Source organism: Castellaniella sp. UC4447_H14 (genome assembly GCF_052978285.1).
Window position 1 is genome coordinate 170,280 of the sequence record NZ_CM129666.1, and the last position, 21,433, is coordinate 191,712.

The following is a 21,433-nucleotide window of genomic DNA, read 5'->3' on the forward strand; positions in this document are numbered from 1 at the left end:
GGCAATGATGCGTAAATATCAGCCGCTCTGGGTCGGCGTTCTGGGTCTGGTGCTGCTGCCGTTCGTCTTCCAGGCTTTGGGGTTGACGCTGGATAGCGCCACGCTGGTGGTGATCCTGGCCATGGCGGCGATGGGGCTGAACGTGCTGGTCGGCTACACCGGCCTGGTGTCCTTCGGCCATAGTGCATGGTTTGGCATCGGCGGGTATGTGGCCGCGCTGGCGCAGCTCTACCTGTTTCCGGATCAGGTGCTGTTGCCCATCGTGTGCTCGGTGCTGTTCACCGCTATCGCCGCGGTGATCGTGGGGTATCTGATCCTGCGGCGGCGCGGGGTCTATTTCGCGCTGCTGACGCTGGCCCTGTGCGCGTTGACGTTCTCCGTGGCTTTCCGGTGGACCAGCGTGACGGGCGGTGAAGGGGGGCTGGGCGGACTCCAGCGTGGCGTGTTGGGGCCCTTCGCGCTGGAAGGCTATCTGGCCTATTACGTCTTCACGGCGGTCATTGCCACCCTGGTGCTATACCTGTTGCTGCGGGTCGTGCGTTCGCCTTTCGGCCGCGTGCTGGTGGCGATCCGCGAAAACCAGCAGCGTGCGGTTTTCCAGGGCTACACCACCGAATACTACAAACTGGTCGCGTTCGTGCTGTCGGCCTGCATCACGGCACTGGCCGGATCATTGCTGGTCTTCCTGCATCACATTGCGGCGGCCGAGTCGACGACGGTCGAGTTCTCCGGCGAACTGCTGGCCATGGTGGTGATCGGCGGCATGCACAGTCTGTTGGGGCCGGCCCTGGGCGCGCTGTTCTATCAGCTTTTCCGTGAATTGTTCTCCATCTATACCGACAACTGGCTGCTGTGGTTCGGCCTGGTGTTCATGGGTTTCGTGCTGTTTTCGCCCACGGGCCTCACGGGTATCTGGGAGAAAGTGCGGGGCGTGTTGCGGCCGCTGCCCACGGACAGCGCCGCGATGAGCAAGCGCAAGATTTACGAAGGCCTGCCGTTGCCCCAATTCCTGCACCCGGATGGCCGCAGAGGTGATGTGCTGCAGGTGCGCGACCTCAATGTGCGATTTGGTGGCATTCATGCGGTCCAGGATGTGAACCTGACGGTTCGGTCAGGCGAAATCCATGCGCTGATCGGACCCAATGGCGCGGGCAAGACCTCGACCTTCAACCTGATCTCCGGCATGTTCATGCCGACGTCGGGACGTGTGCTGCTGCACGGGCGGGAGATCCAGAACGAACATGCGCAGGCCATCTGCCGGATGGGACTGACGCGCTCCTTCCAGATCACCAACTTGTTCAAGGGGCTCACCATCTACGAGAACCTGCGCCTGTCGCTGCAGTCTTGCAGCCCCGGCCGCTTCAACCTGTGGCGGGATAGCGACGACTATGCGCGGGTTCATGCCGAGACGACCGAGCTCATGCGCTTTCTTGGGTTGGAGGGCATGGAGGAAGTGCGGGGAGACCAGCTTTCTTACGGCGGACAACGCCTGGTGGATCTGGGTATCGCGCTGGGATCCAAGCCGCGGCTGCTGTTGCTGGATGAACCGCTGGCCGGGCTGGCCGCCGCGGAACGCGAGCGAGTGTCGCGGCTGGTCCAGACGATCGCCAGCAATATTCCGGTCCTGATTGTCGAACACGACATCGATCGCGTGCTGGCGATGTCGCATCAGGTGACGGTCATGAATCAGGGCGAGGTCCTGCTCACCGGCGATCCCGAGACCATTCGTCAGGACCGGAATGTTCAGGAGATCTACACCGGTACCGGGACTCCTCCGGTGACGGGACGGTCCGGGGGCAATGATGCCGATCGGCCGACGCTGCTGCATTTCGATCAGGTGGACGCCTATTATGGCAAGAGCCACATCTTGCAGAAGGCTTCGCTCGATGTCCGGGAAGGCGAAATCGTGGCGCTGCTGGGCCGTAACGGCGCAGGGAAGTCGACGCTGCTGAAGACCATGGTGGGCTTGGTGCGCGCGGTTTCGGGGGCCGTCGAATTCTCGGGACAAGACATCGCGCAGATGGCGGCTCCGGATATCGCTCGCATGGGCATCGGATATGTGCCGCAGGGGCGTGGCCTGTTTGCGGGCATGACCGTGGCCGAGAATCTCGCGCTGGGTCGCCAGGCCCGTCCCACGGATGGCAGCACGGGTGTAGTGTGGGATGAAGCCAGGATCTTCGAGTATTTTCCGCGCATTCGTGAGCGCATGGATGTGGAAGCCGATTACCTGTCGGGTGGCGAGCAGCAGATGGTTGCGGTCGCCCGCGCGCTCTCCGGCAATGTCCGCCTGCTGCTGCTCGATGAACCGTTCGAGGGCCTGGCTCCGGCCGTCGTGCAGGAGCTGTTCACTGTGTTCGATAGACTGCGGCAGCATCTTTCGATCGTTATCGTCGAGCACAATCTGGATCTGGTCCTGGCGTTGGCGGACCGCGTCTACGCGTTGGAGCGCGGCTCGGTCTTCCACGAGGGACCCGCCCAGCCTCTGCTCACGGATCTCGATTATCGCAAGCAGATCCTATGGCTGTAGTGGCCAGCGGCTGCCGGATATGGCGTCCCGCCCCCGCCGGGACATGACTTTCCTTAAACCCCTTTCAGTGAGGATTTCCCATGAGCAACAAGACAGCCCTGATTTTTGGCGGCTCTCGCGGCATAGGGGCCGCGTGTGTCCAGACGCTGGCCAGCGACGGCTTTGACGTCGCTTACACTTACGTCACCAAGGCCGGCGATTTTCCAGAACGTCTCGGTCAGCGCCGCTGTAACGGCTATGCCGCCGACATTCGCGACCCCGAGCAGGTGGCCGGGGTCTTTTCCTTCGTGGCGAAGGATTTTGGCGGCGCGCCGGACTGCGTGGTGGCCAATGCCGGGATCAATGTTCCTCCCAGCCCGCTTGCCCAGTTCGATACCGACAATTTCCGGCGGCTGGTGGAAGTCAATATCGTCGGCGCCTTCAACGTGCTCCGCGAGGCGGCCCGCAACGTAAAGGACGGCGGCACCATCATTGCGGTGACGACTTCGCTGGTGCGGTGCGCGGTCCCCGGGATCGGACCCTATAGCGCGACCAAGGCGGCGGTGGAGTGTCTGGTGCGGTCGCTTGCGCGCGAGCTGGCGGCGCGCAAGATCCGGGTCAATGCGGTGGCCCCCGGCCCTGTGGACACGGACCTGTTCCGGTCCGGCAAGGGACCGGAAGCCCTGCAGCGGTCCGCAGCCATGAGTCCCTTCAATCGGGTGGGCGAGCCCGCCGAGATTGCCGCCGTGGTGAGCTTCCTGGCATCGGACCGCGCTTCGTGGGTGCACGGGCAGATTGTCCAGCCCAATGGCGGCCTCGTCTAAGGATCCTGAGCGCCCGGCGGCTGGCCGGTTGCGCGGACCGCGCACCTGTATCCGGAGCGAATGGCACAAACCGGCCCGATGGCACAGTAGGGGAGATCACGATTCCCCTTTGGGTTTGCCATGGTATAGGCTTGCGATCGGCTTACTGCGTGTAAGGATAATTATCGTACAATCGGAGTGCCTCATCGGCTGGCAAAAGGGTAGCCGATGCCCGACCGTTTAAGAATGAACTCTGGAGACTAGAGGCCATATGAAGTCGCGACAATTGCTTGATCGTGGGGTAGGTTCCGTGCTGGTTGCGGCATCCTGTCTGTTTGCTGGAACTGCGTTTGCGGCAGACGCCCCGGCCATCAAGGGAGACGCCCAGGCGGGCGCCCATAAGGTATCCATGTGCATCGGATGCCATCAGATCCAGGGCTACAAGACAGCGTACCCGGAGCTGTACCACGTGCCCATGATAGCGGGGCAGAACGCCCCTTATATTGTCGCCGCACTGAAGGAATACGCGGATGGTTCCCGAACCTTCCCGACCATGGGAGCCATTGCGCGAGGCCTGTCCGAACAGGACATGGCTGACGTCGCCGCCTATTATTCCAGCCTCAAATGATCGGGAGACATCATGCGTAAATTCTGGATCGCAGCCCTTGGGTGTGGCCTGCTGATGGTCGGTACGGCCCAGGCCGCAGACCTGGCGGCCGGCAAGGCCAGCTTCGAAAAGTTCAACTGTGCATCGTGCCATGGGGCGGATGCCAAATCTCCCATTCTGCCGACTTACCCTGTTCTGGCCGGCCAGCATCAGGACTACCTGAAGCATGCGCTCGTCGCATACCAGCGTGGCCAGAAGGGTGAACCGGCGTCGGCCAATGTGCGCAAGAACGCCATCATGGGCGGCATGGCGATGCAGCTCTCGGCGACCGACATCGAAAACATCACGTCGTGGCTGTCCAGCCTGCCCACGCCGCTTTCGGTGCATCCCAACGAATTCCGCTAGCGATGTCGGCGGGCGGCTTGCCGCCCGCGGCGCTTCCGGCTTGGCCTAGCGGTCGCGCGTGGCCTGTCGGCGAATCAGATCGAGATAATGGTCGTTGTCTAGCGGTTTTCCCAACCGCTGGGCCTCCCAGACGACCTCGCCCAGCGCCTCCATGATGATGTGGGCGGCTTCGTGCTCATCGTGGCTGCGCAACAATTGATCCCACGCCGTCCGGATGCCGGGCGGTTGGTCGATGGACAGCTGCTCCTGGATCGCCAGATGCATGGACAGGTGCAGGAATGGATTGGTGCGGCCGTCCTCTACCGTGTATTCGCGTTGCCCGGCATCCGGGTCTTCCAGATCGGAGTGGTACTCCGGATGCTGGGCGATCAGATCGGCAGCCATGGTCTCCAGCGGGGTAAGCACTCCGGCTGCGCGCCGCTTGCGCCAGGCCTCGGTGAAGAAGCTGCGGACCTGGTCTTTCGAGGGGTTGAAGATAGCCATGAGAAATGCGGTGCCCTGGTCAGGCAGCGATAGGGTGGTTCGGGTAGCATGCGGCCAGAAGCACTGGCGCGCCTGTGCCAGCCTTCATTTTATCGGCGGGCTTGCAACTTTTTTGTGGTTTCTGCTGTGCAATCATGGTCGTTGCGGCAGCAGCCGGTCCAGTTTACGTTAAACTCTTATATAAGACTCGACTTCTTTCGCTTTTCATACCAATCATTCCGGAGTCACTGGAGCATCCATGTCTTATCAGCACATCAAGGTCCCGGCCGGCGGGCAGAAAATCACGGTCAACGCCGATTTCACCCTCAATATCCCAGACGAGCCCATTCTCCCGTATATCGAGGGTGACGGCACCGGTCAGGACATCACTCCGGTGATGCTGAAGGTCGTGGACGCGGCGGTGGCGAAGGCCTATGGCGGCAAGCGCAAGATTCACTGGATGGAGGTCTATGCCGGTGAAAAATCCACCAAGATCTATGGGCCGGACGTCTGGTTGCCCGAAGAAACACTGGAGGCTGTGCGCGAGTATGTCATCGCCATCAAGGGTCCGCTGACCACCCCGGTGGGCGGCGGCATCCGCTCGCTGAATGTGGCGCTGCGTCAGGAACTCGACCTGTACGTTTGCTTGCGGCCGGTGCGCTACTTCAAGGGTGTGCCTTCGCCGGTGCGCGAACCGGAAAAGACCAATATGGTCATCTTCCGTGAAAACTCCGAAGACATCTACGCCGGCATCGAGTTCGAGGCCGAATCCGACAAGGCCCGCCAGCTCATCGAGTTCTTGCAGGACAAGCTGGGCGTGAAAAAGATCCGCTTCCCGGCGACGTCCGGCATCGGCGTCAAGCCCGTTTCGCGCGAGGGCACCGAGCGTCTGGTGCGCAAGGCGATCCAGTATGCGATCGACAACGACCGCCCGACTGTGACGCTGGTGCACAAGGGCAACATCATGAAGTACACCGAAGGCAGCTTCCGCGACTGGGGATATGCCCTGGCGCAGCGCGAATTCGGCGCCCAGCTCATCGATGGCGGCCCATGGTGCAAATTCAAGAACCCGCGGACGGGACGGGACATCACGGTGAAGGACGTCATCGCCGACGCCTTCTTGCAGCAGATCCTGCTGCGTCCGGCGGAATACGATGTCATCGCCACGTTGAACCTCAATGGCGACTATGTCTCCGACGCGCTGGCCGCGCAGGTCGGCGGCATCGGCATCGCCCCGGGGGCCAATCTGTCCGATTCCGTGGCGATGTTCGAAGCGACCCACGGCACCGCGCCGAAGTATGCGGGCAAGGACTACGTGAATCCGGGTTCGGAAATTCTGTCGGCCGAGATGATGCTGCGCCACATGGGGTGGACGGAAGCCGCGGATCTGATCATCAGCAGCATGGAAAAGTCCATCCTGTCGAAGAAGGTCACGTACGACTTCGCGCGTCTGATGGAAGGCGCCACCCAGGTGTCGTGCTCTGGCTTCGGCCAGGTGATGATCAACAATATGTGATCGAGGCCTGCGCGGCTGCGCCGGAACGGATAGCCCCGTCCCCGTCAGAGGACGGGGCTTAATGAGATGGTCAGCCCGATCCCCACGAAGCGGTACGCTGAGTGGGGATTGTTCTTTCTTGGAGACCGTCATGAGCACCGTCGCGCTGATTGGCATTGATCTGGGCAAGCATAGTTTTCACCTTCACGGTCAGGATAGGGCTGGCAGGATGGTGTTTCGCAAGAAGCTCACGCGCAGCCAGATGTTCACGCTGCTAGGCAATACGCCGGCCTGTACCGTCGTGATGGAGGCGTGTGCTGGGGCACACTGGGTTGCCCGTAGAGTCCAAGATCTGGGTCACCAGGCCAAGCTGATCTCTCCCCAGTTCGTGAAGCCCTTCGTGCAGGGCAACAAGAACGATTTCGCCGACGCGCAAGCGATCTGTGAGGCAGCCAGTCGCCCGAGTATGCGGTTCGTGAGCCCGCGCAATCAGGCTCAGCAGACGGTATCGATGTTGCACCGGGTGCGCGAGGCTTTGGTACGCGACAGAACCGGCGCTATTAACCAAATCCACGCCTTCCTGCTGGAGTTTGGTGTGGGCCTGCCCAAGGGGCCGGCGATCATCCGCAAATTACCGGCGGTACTGGTCGCGCATGAACTGCCGCCGCGTTTGGTGGCGCTGCTCGAACGGCTGCAGGCGCACTTCAAATACCTTGATGAGCAGATCGCCCAGACAGAGCGAGAGCTGTCGGCACAACTGCGCCAGGACGAGCGCGGCCAGCGGCTGCTGGAGATACCCGGCATCGGGCCGATCACCGCCAGCGTGCTGACGACCGAGCTGGGCGACGCTCGACAGTTCGGTTCGGCAAGACAGTTTGCCGCCTCGGTGGGGTTGGTGCCACGCCAGTACAGCACCGGCGGCAAGCCTACGCTGTTGGGCATCAGCAAGCGCGGCGACAAGAATCTGCGACGGCTGCTAGTGCAAGGCGCGCGGACCATCATGCAGCGCGTCGACAAACGCACCGATACTTTGGGCGTCTGGGTCCGCAGCCTATTAACCCGACGCCACTCGAATGTCGTGGCCTGCGCGCTGGCCAACAAATTGGCGAGGATAGCCTGGGCCATCCTCGCCAGAGGGACGAACTACCGTAGCGAGCAGGCTGTGACAGCAGCCTGACGCACACCGTTTACACAGCAACCTTCAGCAGTACCCACTTCCTGGTTTTGCGACGCGAGATACGTGAAGACATAAACGGCTCAACGGCCGGACAACGAACCTGGCACAAAAAACAGTGCATGACACTGAGGGCTTTTTGAGGTTTGTCCGGCGCGGCTCTCATCATGGGGCGGGGGGATTCCTCCACCACGACCCCGGATAGATTTAAGCAAGCCCAATTTACGTCAACGTCGTCCCGCTTGCAAAAATCGGGCTGACCATAGATTTTCGTCGGACCCCTACCGTTGCGCATCCAGTCTTTCGAGCACCGTCGGCCAGACCTCCGGGTTGATGGGCCGCGGTGGCCGGCGGGCGGAGCAGATGTCCAGAATCTGGCGGGCTGCGATCAAGGCCATCTTTTTACGTGCCTCGTGCGTGACGCCGGCCGTATGGTAGGTCGCCACGACATTGGGCAGGCTGAGCAAGGGGTGATCCTTCGGCGGGGGCTCGGGTTTCCACACGTCCAGGCCGGCACCGCCCAAGTGGCCGCAGAGCAGCGAACGATACAGCGCAGCTTCGTCGTGGATGCCGCCGCGCGCAGTGGACAGGAACCAGGATCCCTGCTTCATTCGCTCGAATTGAGCGTCGCCGAACAGGTGTGTGGTGGCTGACCGGTGCGGGCAGTGAAGGCTGATGACATCGCTGGCATCCAGCAGTTCACCCATGGAGACGGGAATGGCTCCCCTGGCCTTGATGGTGGTGTCCCTCAGGAGCGGATCGGTCGCGATCACTTTCATGTGAAACGCGGTGGCCAGTTCGGCGACCCTGCAGGCTACTTGCCCCATGCCGACCAGCCCCAGCGTAAGCCCGGCGATCTCATGGCCCATCAGCGCTTCCCGAGACACTCGGGGGCCGGTCCTGAGGGAGCGGTCGGCTTCCGCGATCCGATGACTCAGTGCCAGCAGCAGGCCCATCGTGTGTTCGGCTACCGAATCGACATTGCCGCCCGCTTGATTCACGACCAGTACTCCCGCCTTGGTGCAGGCGTCGACGTCGATGGTGTCGACGCCCGATCCCGTGCTGGAGACGACCTTGAGCCTGGGGCATGCGGACAGCAGGCTTGCCGTCACCTGCCATCGTTCCGGGATGTCCGTCCGAGTTGAGGGGACGAGGTAAATGTCCGCCAGTTCGAGCTGGGGCGCCTTGGTCTTGTCGGCCTTCAGCAGCGGCATGATGTCGAGCGCGACCGCCTTGTTCTCCGCGAGCGTCTCATCGAAGATCGGATGAATCCAGCGGTCCGTACGGAGGATGTTGATCATGTGCAGGGGCTCTCCTGACCGGTCGTTGCGGCTTGCCCCGACCGCCTCTTTCGAACCGCGAACGCGATGACCTGAGCCAGTATCAACAGGATCGAGGCGGCCAGGAAGGACGCGCTGATCGGGCGATCGATGAATACGGACAGATTGCCGTGTGAGATAAGGAGAGCCCTGCGAAAGTTCTCCTCGACCATGGGACCCAGGACATAGCCCAGGAGAATGGGCGCCGCGGAGAATTCCAGATACGCGAAGACCGCGCCGACGATCCCGAACACCAGAACCTCCCCGACCTGGAAGAGGCTGTTCTGCGTGCTGTAGCAGCCCACCGCGATAAAGAACAGCGCTGACGGATAGAGGTATTTATAAGGCACCCTGAGGAGCTTGACCCATAGACCGATGAGCGGCACGTTCAGCACGACCAGCAGCAGGTTACCGACCCAGAAGCTGGCGATCAGTCCCCAGAAAATATCCGGGTGCGCGGTGATGAGTTGCGGGCCCGGCTGTATCCCCTGGATGAGCAGCGCTCCCAGCATCAGCGCCATCACCGCGTCGCCGGGAATCCCCAGGGTCATGGTCGGAATGAAATCGACCTGGGTCTTGGAGTGGGACGCGGCTTCCGGGGCCGCCACGCCCTCGATGGCGCCATGGCCGAACGTCTCGGGCTTCTTCGTGACCTTTCGTTCGACTGCGTAGGCGACGAACGATGCCACTGTGGGCCCCGTGCCCGGCAGGACGCCGAAGAACGTTCCGACCGACGTACCGCGCAGCATGGGCCAGAACGAGCGCTTGAGTTCCTCTTTGGTAGGGATGAGATCGCGAAAGCGCATCTTCAGGCCGCCGCCGATTGCGGTCATGTGGTTGACGCTGCGCAGGAATTCCGCGACGCCGAAGAGCCCCATGACCATCGCGACCAGGTCCACTCCGTCGTCGAGCGGGATCAGCCCAAACGTGAAGCGCAGATCGCCCGTGCTGACGTCCGTGCCGACGATCCCGAGCAACAGTCCGATCAGCGTCATGGCGACACCTTTGACAGCCGACCCCTTGGACATCGTCGATCCCGCCAGCAGGCCAAGCAGCATGATCGAGAACACTTCAGTGGGGCCGAACTTGAACGCGATCTCGGCCAGGACGGGCGAAAAAAACACCATCACCAGGATGCCGACGGACGCCGCCACGAACGAGGCCATCATGGCAATTCCGAGCGCCGCGCCGCCCCGCCCCTTGAGTGTCAGGGGGTAGCCGTCCAGGCAGGTCACGGCGTGCGGCGAATGGACGGGCAGGTTCAGGAGAATGGCGCCGATGGCTCCGCCGTACATGGAACCGTAGAAGATACCCGCCAGCATCAGAATGGCGGCAACGGGGGACATCGTGTAGGTGATGGGCAGCAGGATCGAGATGGCGGCCAGGGCGCCGAGCCCGGGCAGCACGCCGACCAGATTGCCGGCCACGACTCCGAAGACCGACCACATGAAATTGTGCGGCTCGAAGGCGATCTGAAACCCGTAAAGAAGGTCGAGTGCAGCCTTTTCGATCATGATTGCCCCCAGGTGAGCAGCGGGAACTGCAGTTGCAGCATCCACCAGAACACGACGATCGCAATCACGCACATGGCGCTGGCGAGGAGCGCGGCGGCCTTCACGGTGTTTTGGTTATCTCCCAGTGCGGAGATGAAGACGACCGCAAAGGTTGCAGGGAGCAGGCCGGTGTATTTTCCGAGGACAATGAAGGCCACGATCCCTCCCAGGATGCATAGCCAGCCGCGCCACTCGGCCTGCGCGCGTGCCTCGGCGGTGACGACGTTCGCACGATTGATGCCCTCGATGGCGATGATCGCGCCCGTCACGACCAGCAGGATGCCGATGGTCGTCGGAAAGAATCCGGGGCCGGTCCGGATCAACGTCCCGAGGTGGTAGCTCGCCCCTTCGAACGTCGCTCCCAGCCCGATCAGAATCATGAGAGCGCCGCCGTAATAGTCTTTGTTGATTTCGCGCTTTTTCATCGGTCTCCTTCCGCCCTGTCGGCCAGCGGCACCCCGTGGAGGCGGGCAGCCGCTTCGGTGAGGGCTCCTTTCGCGTCAAAGCATTGGAAAACCATAGAGCGTGGCGGGATTGTCGGCCAGAACAGCGTTGCGCCGTGTCCCGTCGGGCAGCCACCGCTTGAGGGCTTGTAGAAGGATCCCGTCGTCCGGGACGTCGCTGTCCTTGAAGTAGTTGATGTGCGGCCAGTCGCTTCCCCAGACCAGACGTTCCGGATTGGCGGCGATCAGGCGGGCGGCAAACCCGTCAATGTCCCGGTAGCCGGGCTGGCCGCCGGTGTTTCGGTCGGCTCCGGACAGTTTTGTCCAGGCCACGCCATCGGCCAGCATGGCGCACAATCGCAGAAAGCCCGGATTGTCCGCTCCGTACGAAACGTTCATGCGTCCCATGTGGTCGATGACGACTGGGACGCGCAGAGCCCGGAATCGCGGCTCGAGTTCGACGAGGTCGGGCGCATGGACCCAGATTTGCGCATGCATCCCGGCTTCTCTCATGCCGGGTGCGAGCGCCTCCAGCGCTTCCAGGCCCACGCCGTTCCGGTAGATTTTCTGGCCGCTGATGGAATAGAGGTTGAATCGCAGGCCACGAACGCCTGTTTCCTTCCAGGCGATCAGCGTGGCGATCGAGGTATGGCGATCCGCCACCGCAACCCCTCGGAGCTGGTCGGGATAGCGGCCCAGCGCATCCAGCAGGATGCTGTTGTTCAGCCCGTACGCACTGGCCGTGACCAGGACCCCGCGCTGCAGACCCAATCGCGACAAGTGCCAGCGGAAGCGTTCGATGCTGTTTTCTTCGGGGGTGTAGCTGCGGTTTTCATCCAGGGGAAAACGCTGGAACGGCCCGAAGACGTGTGCGTGTGAGTCGCATGCCAGCGCCGGGATTGCGTAGCCGGGCGGCGTGAAAGCGTCGCGCGGCTTGCAACAGGAGGGGGCGATGGCGGATTGGATAGCCGGCACGATCACCTCTTCAGCTTGCCTTCGGCACTGAGCTTGCCGGCGAATGCGTCTTCGTCCGTGATCATGGCCGCGAACCGATCGGGAGTCGACGCGATCGCGGCGCTGCCGATATTCTCCATTGCCTTCTGGACGCGTGGGCTGCTGCTTGCGTCGTGCATCGCCTTGTTCAGACGCTCTGTAATGGCAGAGGGTGTCTTGGCAGCGACGAGCAGGCCGGTATCCGTTGCGGCATCGATGCCTTTGATGCCTGATTCCGCGACGGTCGGAACGTCGGGCAGGGCACTGACGCGTTTCGCAGTCAGTACGGCGAGCGCCCTGAGTTTCCCGGAGTGAATCATTCCGGACGAGCTGCTGAGCTGATCCACCACGGCATCAATCTGGCCGCCAAGCAAATCGACCAGCGCGGGGCCCGAGCCTTTGTAGGGAACTGGGGTCACCTCGCACTTCGATGCTTCCTCCATGGCGATCAACCCCATGTAGTTGGTGGTTCCAATGCCCGAGTGCCCTACGGTCAGTTTCCCGGGATTGGCGCATATGTAATCCAACAGGCCTTTGAAGTCCTTGAACCTGCTGTCCTTGTTGACCTCAATCAGGAGCGGCGTGGTGGCCATGAGGCCGATCGCCTGGAAGTCCGTCGGCTTGTAGGGTGCCCGGGTCATATGGGGGACCACGGCGATCGCGTTGGGTGTGGACACCAGGACCGTGTAGCCGTCCGCGTGCGCGTGGGCGACGTAGCCGGCGCCGATGGCTCCCCCGCCGCCCGGTTTGTTCTCGACGGTGACATCCACCTTCAGTGCCTTGGAAAGCTCCGGCGCGAATGTGCGTGCCGTAATGTCAAGATTGCCGCCCGGTGCAAAGGGGACAACGAGGGTGATCGGCTTGTCGGGGTATTCCGCTTGGGACGAAAAAGGGAGGGCGAGAGCTACGCCCAAGACGGTGACGCGCGCGTACTGCGCAATTGAATGACTGTTTTTCACGGTTGTCTCCTGGTTTTTTGGATGGGTGCGCGAATGGCGGCTAGGTGCGGTAGGACGGATCCAGGCGATCGAGTTTTCTCAGGAGCGCGGGCCATTCCATCAGGCCGTACGGTCTTCTGGTTCCGGGTTGATAGTTGTTCCACGTTTCCTCCAGCACCGAGCGCTCGACGTGGACCAGCGGTGTGTGGCAAGCCATGGCTGCCAGTTGGGCTCGGCAGGACAGTTCCAGCCGGTGCAGCCAGTTGAAGGCCTCGCCGATGCTGTGCCCCACTACGAGCGCTCCATGATTCCTGAGGAACATGGCTTCGCCGTCGCCCAGGTCGTTCACCAGGGATTGTTTCTCGGACGCGTTCAGGACCACGCCCTGATAGTCGTGATAGGCGATTTTCAAAAATCGCATGGAGGTCTGCGTGATGGGCAACAGTCCGCACTCCAGTGCCGACACCGCCATGGATGCCCAGCTATGCGTATGGATGACGCAGGTCGCGTCCGGCCTCGCTTCGTGGACGGCGCTGTGAATCACGTATCCGGCACGATTGACGCCGTATTCCAGGCCTCCCAAATCCGGTTTGGACAGCACATCGCCGGCGAGATTGACCTTGATCAGGCTCGATGCGGTGATCTCCTCGTAGAGCATGCCGTAAGCGTTGATGAGAAAAGCGCCGGCTTCGCCCGGGACGGTGCACGAAATGTGATTCGCGACCATGTCCGACATCCCGTAGAGCGCCACGAGGCGGTAGCAGGCCGCCAGGTCGATCCGTTGCTGCCATTCCTCGGGTGAACAGTGCTCCCGCATCGACGTGATTTTCAGTTCGTACCCATTCATGAGCGCAAGCCTCCCGCGAGTGGTCAGGCGTGCGGCACGTGCAGGTCCAACCGTTGTTTCAGTTCCTCCGAGTCTAGGTCCGGTCTTCTGTGGGGAGCTAGCCTCGACCCTTGAATGGGTATTTAATTTAAGTGAACAGCTTGGGTCTGATGAGAGGGGCGGGCGCGCGTGGAACTTAGACAGTTGCGTTACTTTGTCAGGGTGGTCGAGCTCTCCAGCATGGGGAAGGCGGCGCATGCGCTCAACGTCACGACGTCCACCATGAGCCAGCAGATCAGCCACCTGGAGAGCGAGCTTTCGACGCGATTGCTGCAGCGCCTTCCAACCGGGGTGGTCCCGACGGGCGCAGGGGTCGTCTTGTATCGGCATGCACAGACGGTGCTGCGCCAGGTCGAGGTGGCCGCCGAGGCCGCTCAGGGCGAGCGCCTCTCCGGCAGGGTGAGCGTGGGCATGGCCCCGACCACCGCTCTCATGCTCGCGCTGCCTTTGCTCAAGGAGATGCGTGCACGCTACCCCAAGATTCGCGTGCACATCGTGGAGGGCCTTTCGGCGCACCTGACGTCATTGCTGGACTCACGCAGGCTGGATCTCAGCATGCGGTTCGATATGGGCGAAGACAGCCGGCTGGGGACGGTGCCGCTGCTCAAGGAATATCTCTTCGTCATCGGCCGGGGAGATCTTTCGGGCATGCCGCCGGGTGGCCAGACCCGGCTGCTGGACCTTGGGCATCTGCCGCTCATATTGCCCAGCGGCCGGCATACGCTGGCGAGCATCATCCTGAATGCGTTCAAGCGCCGCAACATGACACCCAACGTGGTCGAAGAAATCGATGGGCTGAACACCTTGATGGGCGCGGTGGAGGCGGGCATTGGCGCGACGATTCATCCCAGTTCGGCGGCCTTGATGCTGCGCAGTGACCATGTGCGGGTCGTGCCGATTGCGGACAAGACACTTTTCCGGTGCAGCATCCTCACCAGCCAGCCCGACGACGAACTTTCGCCTGCGGCCCTGGCGACACGCGTGACGCTCAAGTGGGTGGCCCGGGATCTCATCCGCAGCGGCCAGTGGGGCGGCGCGTACGTGATGCAGTGAGAGCGGGAGGTCGGCATTTCCCGGCTTGCGGCCCAATGCCCCAGTTGTAGGGACTTCCCTAAGTGATATTCAAATGCCTGGGCGGCATAATCGCTTCATGCAGGTGAGGAGACAGCCCTGCGCGGGCACCGGCGCACGAAGACGGCGCCATCATTAGTGGCAGTATTCATAATAATGAAAACCTGGTGGGGCCGATGACAGAAGTCGTCGGCCCCTTCCATTTCCGGATGCTCAATGTGCGCTGGTGCTCGAAAATACGTTGAGCACCAGGACTCCCGCCAGGATCAGCGCAATACCGATCAGCGCGGCCGCATCCAGCTTTTGTCCAAAGATGAAATACCCGATGGCGGCAATGGCCACGATGCCGGCGCCCGACCAGATTGCGTATGCGATGCCAACGGGAATGGTCTTCAGTGCCAGGGCCAGCAGATAGAACGCAATGCCATAGCCGACGACCGTGATGCCGGTGGGCCCCATACGGGTAAAGCCGTCCGACGCCTTCAGGGCGGTGGTGGCGACGACCTCCGCGACGATTGCAATGGCCAGGTACAGCCAGCTCATGGGGATCCTGTTTCCCGTGGAAGGCGAAGGAGAACGGTGACGGCGCCTGCTCCGCCGTCTGGTTCGGCGCATTGTACCCAGGCCTGTACCGCTTGCAAACGGCACAGGTGAAGCCGCACGGCGGATTTCAGGACGGGCGTGCCATGCCGCGATCCGATGCCCTTGCCGTGGACGATGCACACGCAGCGGATGTCGTGTTCCACGCAGGTCGCCACGAAGCGATCCAGCCGCTCATGCGCCTGGTCTTCGGTGCTGCCGTGCAGGTCCAGAATGGCTTGTGGCCGCCATTTGCCGCGCCTCAAACCGCGCAGCAGATCGGTGCCGCATCCCGGCTGCAGGAATTCGCTGGCCTCGGGGTCGGGGGCGGCGGTTGGCCTGCGCCGGCTGCGCGTCGGTGGGGGTTCCTGCCGTGCCTCCTCGCCCTGCGCGTGGGCGCGCCGCTCGCGCAACAGGCCTTCCGGGACCCGCTTGGCGCTTCGGCGCGCACGCCCGCCGTGGCGAGCCAGCGGTTGTACGAATCGCATGGCCTGCCGGAACAAGGCCCGGTCCTCGGTGGCCAGCTCAGGCGCCGCTGGCGCGGCAGCCCGCGCTTCAGTACGTGAATTCCGAACAGGATCCGGAGCGGATGGGGCGGGGTCCTCGGCCCGCTGCGCCTGCAGCCGCCGCAAGTCCGCCAGCGTGGGTTTAGAGGACTTCATTCTCCAACCAGCGCTGTGCATCCAGGGCAGCCATGCAGCCGGTTCCGGCGCTGGTGATCGCCTGGCGGTAGACGTGATCCTGTACGTCGCCAGCGGCAAACACGCCGGGTACCGATGTCATGGTGGCCATTCCCTGCAGGCCGCCGCGGGTGATGATATAGCCATCCTTCATGTCGACCTGGTCCTGGAAGATGGCTGTGTTGGGCTTGTGGCCGATCGCGATGAAGGCACCGGTCACGGCCAGGTCCTCTGTCTCGTCGGTCTGCTTGTTGCGCAGTCGCACGCCGGTCACGCCGGAATCATCGCCCAGTACTTCCTGCAGCTCGCGAAACAGCTTGAGGCGCATGTTGCCGTGCTCGACCTTTTCCATCAGCTTGTCGACCAGAATGGGTTCGGCGCGGAATTTGTCCCGCCGATGGATCAGCGTCACGGTCCTGCAGATGTTTGCCAGGTACAAGGCTTCCTCGACGGCGGTGTTCCCGCCGCCCACTACGACCACATCCTGGTTCTTGTAGAAAAAGCCGTCGCACGTGGCGCAGCCCGAGACCCCGCGCCCCATGAAGTGCTGCTCCGACGGCAGCCCGAGATACTGCGCCGAGGCGCCGGTGGCGATGATGAGCGAATCACACGTGTAGGTCTCGCCGGTGTCTCCCGTCAACACGAACGGCCGCACCGACAGGTCTACCTTGGCGATCGTGTCGAAGACGATGTCCGTATTGAAGCGCTGGGCGTGTTCCAGGAACCGCTGCATCAGGTCCGGACCCTGGACGCCGGCCACGTCGGCCGGCCAGTTGTCGACTTCGGTGGTGGTCATGAGCTGGCCGCCCTGTTCAAGCCCCGTGATCAGGACGGGGGACAGGTTGGCCCGCGCGGCGTAGACGGCAGCGGTATAGCCGGCCGGTCCCGAGCCCAGTATCATCACTTTCGCGTGTTTTGCGGTAGACATCACAGAAAATCCATTCATCAATGACCCCGCAATTATAATGATGCGATGGCAAGAATTCCGGCTCCCTCGTCCCGCTCCTCGCGCAACGTGCGCAACGGCCCGTCGCCCCTTCAGACGCGGCTCTCAGGCCTGCTGCGTGAGGCTCGGTGGATCCTGATGGCGGTGGTCGCCGTCTGGCTCGTCCTGGTGCTCGCCACATGGCATAAATCGGATCCCGGGTGGTCACACTCCGTCTACAGCGGATCCACGCTGAACTGGGGCGGCACCTTTGGCGCCTATGTCGCGGATCTGCTTCTGTACCTGTTCGGGGCGACAGCGTGGCTCTGGGTGCTGTGGCTGGGGCGGCGCGTGGCGGCGGGCTTCTACCGGCTTACCCGTGTCGTCCTCCCCACCAAGGTCCCCGAGATCCTGCCGCGCGTGCGCTGGGAGGTCGGTATCGGCTTCACGCTGCTGTTCCTGGGATGCATGGGCATCGAAGCGCTGCGGCTGAAGGCCTGGGGTGCGGCGCTGCCGGCGGGTGCCGGCGGGCAGCTGGGGCGCCTGCTGGCCAGTAGCCTGGCCGAGCTGATGGGCGCCGCCGGCGGCACGCTGTTGCTGCTGGCGTTCATCGTCATGGGGTCCAGCCTGTTCTTCGGATTTTCCTGGCTCAACATCTCGGAACGGATCGGGCTCTGGCTGGAACGCAGCATCCGCGGGGCGCTGGACGTGAAGAACGCCTGGCAGGATCGGCGGGCGGGGGTCACGGCACAGGCGGAGCGCCAGGAGCTGGTCGAGACGCGCCAGCCGCAGTTCGTCCATGAGCAGCCAGTCCGTATCGAACCTTCCGTCACCACGGTCCCCAGGTCGCCTCGCGTGCAGCAGGAAAAACAGCAAACACTGTTCACCGCGCGCGAAGAGCCCGATATGGTCGGACGACTGCCGCCGCTGTCGCTGCTGGATCCGGTGGAGCAGACCCAGGAGACCGTCTCGCCCGAGACGATCGAATTCACCTCGCGTCTGATTGAAAAGAAGCTGTCCGACTTCGGGGTCAGCGTCACCGTAGTGTCGGCACAGGCCGGCCCGGTGATCACGCGTTACGAGATCGAACCCGCCACCGGCGTGAAGGGCAGTCAGATCGTGAATCTGGCCAAGGATCTGGCTCGGGCTCTCAGCCTGGTGCGGATCCGGGTGGTAGAGACCATTCCCGGGAAAAACCTGATGGGACTGGAACTTCCCAATCCGCGCCGCCAGATGGTGCGCCTGTCGGAAATTCTGGGGTCCCAGATCTATCACGCCAGCGGTTCCCTGCTGACCATGGCGCTGGGCAAGGACATTGCCGGCAATCCTGTCGTGGCGGATCTGGGCAAGATGCCGCATTTGCTGGTGGCCGGAACGACGGGGTCGGGCAAGTCCGTCGGGATCAACGCCATGATCCTGTCCCTGCTCTACAAGGCCGACGCCAGTCAGGTGCGCCTGATCCTGATCGACCCGAAAATGCTGGAGATGTCCGTCTACGAAGGCATTCCCCACTTGCTCGCGCCGGTGGTCACGGACATGCGTCACGCGGCCAATGCGCTGAACTGGTGCGTGGCCGAGATGGAAAAGCGCTACAAGCTCATGAGCAAGCTGGGGGTGCGGAACCTGGCGGGCTACAACACCAAGATCCGCGAAGCCCAGAAGCGCGAGGAACCGGTCCCCAATCCGTTTTCCCTGACGCCGGACGCGCCTGAGCCCCTCGGGACGATGCCGATGATCGTGGTGATCATCGACGAGCTGGCCGACCTGATGATGGTAGTCGGAAAGAAGGTCGAAGAACTCATTGCCCGGCTCGCCCAGAAGGCGCGGGCGGCCGGCATCCACCTGATTCTGGCCACTCAGCGTCCCAGTGTGGACGTGATCACGGGCCTCATCAAGGCGAACATCCCGACACGCATTGCTTTCCAGGTGTCCTCGAAGGTCGATTCGCGCACCATCCTGGACCAGATGGGAGCCGAAGCGCTGTTGGGACAGGGCGACATGCTGTACCAGCCGCCCGGCGCCAACGTGCCGACCCGGGTGCATGGGGCCTTTGTGCACGACGATGAGGTCCACCGCGTGGTCGATGCACTCAGGGCGGACGGCGAACCCGACTACATCGACGGCGTGCTGGATGGCACGGTGCCGGGTGAAACCGGAGACGGAGTGGGTTCGGTCACCGGTTTCACCGACCAGGAATCCGACCCGCTGTACGATCAGGCGGTCGAGATCGTCCTACGCAACCGCCGGGCTTCGATTTCCTCGGTGCAGCGGCATTTGCGGGTCGGCTACAACCGCGCCGCGCGCCTGCTGGAGCAAATGGAACGTTCCGGCCTGGTGTCGGCCATGCAGCCCAATGGCAACCGCGAGATCCTGGCGCCGGCGAGTAGCGCGGCCGACGATGATTGACATACGGTTGGGGTGAGCGGTTCGACCGGCGCCCCGCTTCAGACGGACCTTTCAGGAAATGCGTTGATGGAAATCTTGCAGATGCGAGGGAATGTTCAGTCCTCTCTGCGGTGGAAACAGCGGACTGCCGGGCGTGGCGCGGTCGCGCGCGGGCGCCGGGTCCTGGGTGGCCTTGCGGCCGCAGTGCTGCTGACGCTGCCGTTGTCGTCCGTAGCGGCCACGGCCAGTGCACAGCTTCAGTCCTTCGTGGACAAGGTCCACTCGGCCACTGGGCAGTTCCAGCAGGATCGCTCAGGTGATGGCGCGGCCGCGCAGCGTTCGCAAAGCGGCACGTTCGCTTTCCAGCGGCCCGGCAAGTTTCGCTGGCAGGTGACCAAACCCTATGCGCAGCTCATCGTCTCCGATGGCCGGCATGTATATCAGTACGATCCCGATCTGGAGCAGGTGACTGAACGCAAGGCCAGCCAGGCCGTGGGGGCATCGCCTGCCGCGTTGCTGTTTGGTTCCGGGTCGTTGGGCGATGCCTTCACGCTGAAGGACCAGCCCGATCGGGACGGGTTCCAGTGGCTGCGTGCGACGCCCAAGAGTACCGATGCCGGTTTCGCCCATGTAGACATTGCATTTTCTGCGGGGGTGCCGGTGCGGCTGGAATTGCTGGACGCCTTTGGGCAGACCACACGCATTGTGCTGAGCCAGATGAAAGCCAATCCGGCCATCGCGGCAGATCAGTTTCAGTTCACCGTGCCCCAGGGTGCGGCGCTGGTCAAGATGAATGAATGAGCACCCAGGATAACCTGCCGGGCATGGAGCCGCCGCCGCCCACGGGGCCGCGGCCGGCTCACTCCCGACGGAGCCCAGCATCCGGTCAACCGGGCGCCGTCGCGCCGGGCCCCGTGCTGAGCGCGCCGCTGGCAGAGCTTTTGCGGCCCAGGACGCTTGCGGATGTCGTCGGCCAATCCCAGCTTTTGGGCGAAGGCAAGCCGCTACGCCTGGCGTTCGAGGCCGGCAAGCCGCATTCCATGATCTTTTGGGGCCCGCCGGGCGTGGGCAAGACCACGCTGGCGCGGTTGATGGCGGATGCCTTCGATTGCGAGTTCATCGCGCTGTCGGCGGTGTTCTCGGGCGTCAAGGACATCCGGGCCGCGATGGAGCAGGCTCAGCGGCACCAGGCCGAAGGCCGCCAGACCATTCTTTTCGTGGATGAGATCCACCGCTTCAATAAATCGCAGCAGGACGCGTTGCTGCCGTATGCCGAAAGCGGCCTGGTCACGCTGGTGGGCGCCACGACGGAGAACCCGTCGTTCGAGGTCAATTCGGCATTGCTGTCGCGCGCCCAGGTCTATGTGCTGGAGCCGCTCACCGATGACGATTTGCGGCAGCTTCTCGTGCGGGCGCGGGCGCAGGCGCTGGGCGATCTGGAATTCGATGACCTGGCGGTGGATACGCTCATCGGCTATGCGGATGGCGACGCGCGGCGGTTTCTGAACCTGCTGGAACAATGCCACACGGCGGCCGGCGCGGCCGGCGTTACCCGGGTGGACGCGGCCTTCGTCCGGAATGCGCTGACGCTCAACAGCCGCCGATTCGACAAGGGCGGCGACAACTTCTACGACCAGATTTCGGCCTTGCACAAATCGGTGCGAGGCTCGCACCCCGATGCGGCGCTGTACTGGCTGTGCCGCATGCTCGACGGCGGCGCCGATCCGCGCTATCTGGCGCGGCGCATCGTACGCATGGCGTGGGAAGACATTGGCCTGGCCGATCCCCGGGCGATCCAGATCGTCAATGACGCGGCAGCCACCTATGAGCGGCTGGGTTCCCCCGAAGGCGAACTCGCGCTGGGCCAGGCGGTGATCTACCTGGCCGTCGCCGCCAAGAGCAATGCCGGCTACCTGGCGTACAACCGGGCGCGCGCCTTCATCCGGCAGGACAAGAGCCGGGAAGTGCCCGTCCACCTGCGCAACGCCCCGACCAAGCTCATGAAAGAGTTGGGCTACGGTCACGACTACCGTTACGCGCATGATGAACCCGAGGCCTATGCCGCCGGCGAGACTTATCTTCCCGATGGCATGGCCGAGCCTGGGTGGTACCAGCCCACGCCGCGCGGGCTGGAAGCGAGGATTGCCGAGAAGCTGGCGCACCTGCGCCAGTTGGACAAGGACGAGCCCGGGGACTGAAATCCGGGCGC

General features: G+C 63.0%; 20 protein-coding genes. 10 read left to right on the top strand and 10 right to left on the bottom strand.

The genetic code is table 11. The features are described 5' to 3' along the window. The first annotated feature begins 4 nt into the window (after positions 1-4). From ACVCMJ_RS00800 to ACVCMJ_RS00815, 4 genes are all read left to right on the top strand, one after another. Positions 5-2,527, top strand: coding sequence for a branched-chain amino acid ABC transporter ATP-binding protein/permease (locus ACVCMJ_RS00800; protein WP_447082459.1), 2,523 nt, complete (start codon positions 5-7; stop codon positions 2,525-2,527). An 80-nt stretch (positions 2,528-2,607) separates the two neighbouring features. After that, positions 2,608-3,330 (top strand): SDR family oxidoreductase, encoded by a 723-nt coding sequence (locus ACVCMJ_RS00805; RefSeq protein ID WP_447082460.1) that lies wholly within the window; start codon positions 2,608-2,610, stop codon positions 3,328-3,330. A gap of 250 nt (positions 3,331-3,580) precedes the next feature. Beyond that, a complete protein-coding gene (locus ACVCMJ_RS00810; RefSeq protein WP_447082461.1) occupies positions 3,581-3,937 on the top strand; it encodes a c-type cytochrome in 357 nt (118 codons plus the stop codon). Between the two features lie 12 nt (positions 3,938-3,949). Further along, positions 3,950-4,321 (top strand): c-type cytochrome, encoded by a 372-nt coding sequence (locus ACVCMJ_RS00815; protein ID WP_447082462.1) that lies wholly within the window; start codon positions 3,950-3,952, stop codon positions 4,319-4,321. A gap of 45 nt (positions 4,322-4,366) precedes the next feature. Here the strand turns inward: ACVCMJ_RS00815 and ACVCMJ_RS00820 are convergent, their stop codons facing one another. Next, on the bottom strand, positions 4,367-4,798 hold the full coding sequence (locus ACVCMJ_RS00820; protein ID WP_447082625.1) for a DUF1841 family protein: 432 nt from the start codon (positions 4,796-4,798) through the stop codon (positions 4,367-4,369). A gap of 244 nt (positions 4,799-5,042) precedes the next feature. Here ACVCMJ_RS00820 and icd point away from each other — a divergent pair, with 244 nt between their 5' ends. Beyond that, positions 5,043-6,299, top strand: a complete 1,257-nt coding sequence (gene icd / locus ACVCMJ_RS00825; RefSeq protein ID WP_447082463.1) for an NADP-dependent isocitrate dehydrogenase — start codon at positions 5,043-5,045, stop codon at positions 6,297-6,299. A gap of 130 nt (positions 6,300-6,429) precedes the next feature. Then, complete coding sequence (locus ACVCMJ_RS00830; protein ID WP_447079836.1) at positions 6,430-7,455, top strand: IS110 family transposase; 1,026 nt, start codon at positions 6,430-6,432, stop codon at positions 7,453-7,455. A gap of 278 nt (positions 7,456-7,733) precedes the next feature. Here ACVCMJ_RS00830 and ACVCMJ_RS00835 read toward each other — a convergent pair whose 3' ends face one another. The 6 genes from ACVCMJ_RS00835 to ACVCMJ_RS00860 all read right to left on the bottom strand — a co-directional run bounded on the left by ACVCMJ_RS00835 (position 7,734) and on the right by ACVCMJ_RS00860 (position 13,545). Beyond that, positions 7,734-8,753: a hydroxyacid dehydrogenase gene (locus tag ACVCMJ_RS00835; protein WP_447082464.1), complete on the bottom strand. Its 1,020-nt coding sequence runs from the start codon at positions 8,751-8,753 to the stop codon at positions 7,734-7,736. Beyond that, the gene (locus ACVCMJ_RS00840; RefSeq protein ID WP_447082465.1) at positions 8,750-10,285 is read right to left on the bottom strand and encodes a tripartite tricarboxylate transporter permease; all 1,536 of its coding nucleotides are present in this window, start codon (positions 10,283-10,285) and stop codon (positions 8,750-8,752) included. The genes ACVCMJ_RS00835 and ACVCMJ_RS00840 overlap by 4 nt, the downstream gene beginning before the upstream one ends. Continuing rightward, a complete protein-coding gene (locus ACVCMJ_RS00845; RefSeq protein ID WP_447082466.1) occupies positions 10,282-10,749 on the bottom strand; it encodes a tripartite tricarboxylate transporter TctB family protein in 468 nt (155 codons plus the stop codon). The genes ACVCMJ_RS00840 and ACVCMJ_RS00845 overlap by 4 nt, the downstream gene beginning before the upstream one ends. Positions 10,750-10,824: 75 nt before the next feature. After that, the gene (locus ACVCMJ_RS00850; RefSeq protein WP_447082467.1) at positions 10,825-11,742 is read right to left on the bottom strand and encodes an amidohydrolase family protein; all 918 of its coding nucleotides are present in this window, start codon (positions 11,740-11,742) and stop codon (positions 10,825-10,827) included. A 2-nt stretch (positions 11,743-11,744) separates the two neighbouring features. Continuing rightward, positions 11,745-12,719 (bottom strand): Bug family tripartite tricarboxylate transporter substrate binding protein, encoded by a 975-nt coding sequence (locus tag ACVCMJ_RS00855; RefSeq protein ID WP_447082468.1) that lies wholly within the window; start codon positions 12,717-12,719, stop codon positions 11,745-11,747. A gap of 40 nt (positions 12,720-12,759) precedes the next feature. After that, the gene (locus ACVCMJ_RS00860; RefSeq protein ID WP_447082469.1) at positions 12,760-13,545 is read right to left on the bottom strand and encodes a class II aldolase/adducin family protein; all 786 of its coding nucleotides are present in this window, start codon (positions 13,543-13,545) and stop codon (positions 12,760-12,762) included. Between the two features lie 168 nt (positions 13,546-13,713). On the opposite strand from ACVCMJ_RS00860, the gene ACVCMJ_RS00865 reads away from it, so the two are divergent. Then, the gene (locus tag ACVCMJ_RS00865; protein ID WP_447082470.1) at positions 13,714-14,637 is read left to right on the top strand and encodes a LysR substrate-binding domain-containing protein; all 924 of its coding nucleotides are present in this window, start codon (positions 13,714-13,716) and stop codon (positions 14,635-14,637) included. A gap of 231 nt (positions 14,638-14,868) precedes the next feature. Here the strand turns inward: ACVCMJ_RS00865 and ACVCMJ_RS00870 are convergent, their stop codons facing one another. Genes ACVCMJ_RS00870 through trxB form a run of 3 tightly spaced genes read right to left on the bottom strand, consistent with a single transcriptional unit; the run spans position 14,869 to position 16,842 of the window. Next, on the bottom strand, positions 14,869-15,198 hold the full coding sequence (locus ACVCMJ_RS00870) for a DMT family transporter (protein WP_447082471.1): 330 nt from the start codon (positions 15,196-15,198) through the stop codon (positions 14,869-14,871). Beyond that, the gene (locus ACVCMJ_RS00875; RefSeq protein WP_447082472.1) at positions 15,195-15,896 is read right to left on the bottom strand and encodes a Smr/MutS family protein; all 702 of its coding nucleotides are present in this window, start codon (positions 15,894-15,896) and stop codon (positions 15,195-15,197) included. Before ACVCMJ_RS00875 ends, ACVCMJ_RS00870 begins: the two co-directional genes overlap by 4 nt. Continuing rightward, on the bottom strand, positions 15,883-16,842 hold the full coding sequence (trxB, locus tag ACVCMJ_RS00880) for a thioredoxin-disulfide reductase (protein WP_447082473.1): 960 nt from the start codon (positions 16,840-16,842) through the stop codon (positions 15,883-15,885). The genes ACVCMJ_RS00875 and trxB overlap by 14 nt, the downstream gene beginning before the upstream one ends. 45 nt (positions 16,843-16,887) lie before the next feature. On the opposite strand from trxB, the gene ACVCMJ_RS00885 reads away from it, so the two are divergent. The 3 genes from ACVCMJ_RS00885 to ACVCMJ_RS00895 all read left to right on the top strand — a co-directional run bounded on the left by ACVCMJ_RS00885 (position 16,888) and on the right by ACVCMJ_RS00895 (position 21,422). Then, positions 16,888-19,245, top strand: a complete 2,358-nt coding sequence (locus ACVCMJ_RS00885; RefSeq protein ID WP_447082474.1) for a DNA translocase FtsK — start codon at positions 16,888-16,890, stop codon at positions 19,243-19,245. A gap of 66 nt (positions 19,246-19,311) precedes the next feature. Further along, complete coding sequence (gene lolA / locus ACVCMJ_RS00890) at positions 19,312-20,025, top strand: outer membrane lipoprotein chaperone LolA (protein WP_447082475.1); 714 nt, start codon at positions 19,312-19,314, stop codon at positions 20,023-20,025. Then, positions 20,022-21,422, top strand: a complete 1,401-nt coding sequence (locus tag ACVCMJ_RS00895; RefSeq protein WP_447082476.1) for a replication-associated recombination protein A — start codon at positions 20,022-20,024, stop codon at positions 21,420-21,422. Before lolA ends, ACVCMJ_RS00895 begins: the two co-directional genes overlap by 4 nt. Positions 21,423-21,433: the final 11 nt, after the last annotated feature.

Coding starts and splice junctions, on each gene's coding strand:
- ACVCMJ_RS00800 (WP_447082459.1), top strand. CDS start 5: ATGATGCGTAAATATCAGCCGCTCTGGGTCGGCGTTCTGGGTCTGGTG.
- ACVCMJ_RS00805 (WP_447082460.1), top strand. CDS start 2,608: ATGAGCAACAAGACAGCCCTGATTTTTGGCGGCTCTCGCGGCATAGGG.
- ACVCMJ_RS00810 (WP_447082461.1), top strand. CDS start 3,581: ATGAAGTCGCGACAATTGCTTGATCGTGGGGTAGGTTCCGTGCTGGTT.
- ACVCMJ_RS00815 (WP_447082462.1), top strand. CDS start 3,950: ATGCGTAAATTCTGGATCGCAGCCCTTGGGTGTGGCCTGCTGATGGTC.
- icd (WP_447082463.1), top strand. CDS start 5,043: ATGTCTTATCAGCACATCAAGGTCCCGGCCGGCGGGCAGAAAATCACG.
- ACVCMJ_RS00830 (WP_447079836.1), top strand. CDS start 6,430: ATGAGCACCGTCGCGCTGATTGGCATTGATCTGGGCAAGCATAGTTTT.
- ACVCMJ_RS00835 (WP_447082464.1), bottom strand. CDS start 8,753: ATGATCAACATCCTCCGTACGGACCGCTGGATTCATCCGATCTTCGAT.
- ACVCMJ_RS00840 (WP_447082465.1), bottom strand. CDS start 10,285: ATGATCGAAAAGGCTGCACTCGACCTTCTTTACGGGTTTCAGATCGCC.
- ACVCMJ_RS00845 (WP_447082466.1), bottom strand. CDS start 10,749: ATGAAAAAGCGCGAAATCAACAAAGACTATTACGGCGGCGCTCTCATG.
- ACVCMJ_RS00860 (WP_447082469.1), bottom strand. CDS start 13,545: ATGAATGGGTACGAACTGAAAATCACGTCGATGCGGGAGCACTGTTCA.
- ACVCMJ_RS00870 (WP_447082471.1), bottom strand. CDS start 15,198: ATGAGCTGGCTGTACCTGGCCATTGCAATCGTCGCGGAGGTCGTCGCC.
- ACVCMJ_RS00875 (WP_447082472.1), bottom strand. CDS start 15,896: ATGAAGTCCTCTAAACCCACGCTGGCGGACTTGCGGCGGCTGCAGGCG.
- trxB (WP_447082473.1), bottom strand. CDS start 16,842: ATGTCTACCGCAAAACACGCGAAAGTGATGATACTGGGCTCGGGACCG.
- ACVCMJ_RS00885 (WP_447082474.1), top strand. CDS start 16,888: ATGGCAAGAATTCCGGCTCCCTCGTCCCGCTCCTCGCGCAACGTGCGC.
- lolA (WP_447082475.1), top strand. CDS start 19,312: ATGGAAATCTTGCAGATGCGAGGGAATGTTCAGTCCTCTCTGCGGTGG.
- ACVCMJ_RS00895 (WP_447082476.1), top strand. CDS start 20,022: ATGAGCACCCAGGATAACCTGCCGGGCATGGAGCCGCCGCCGCCCACG.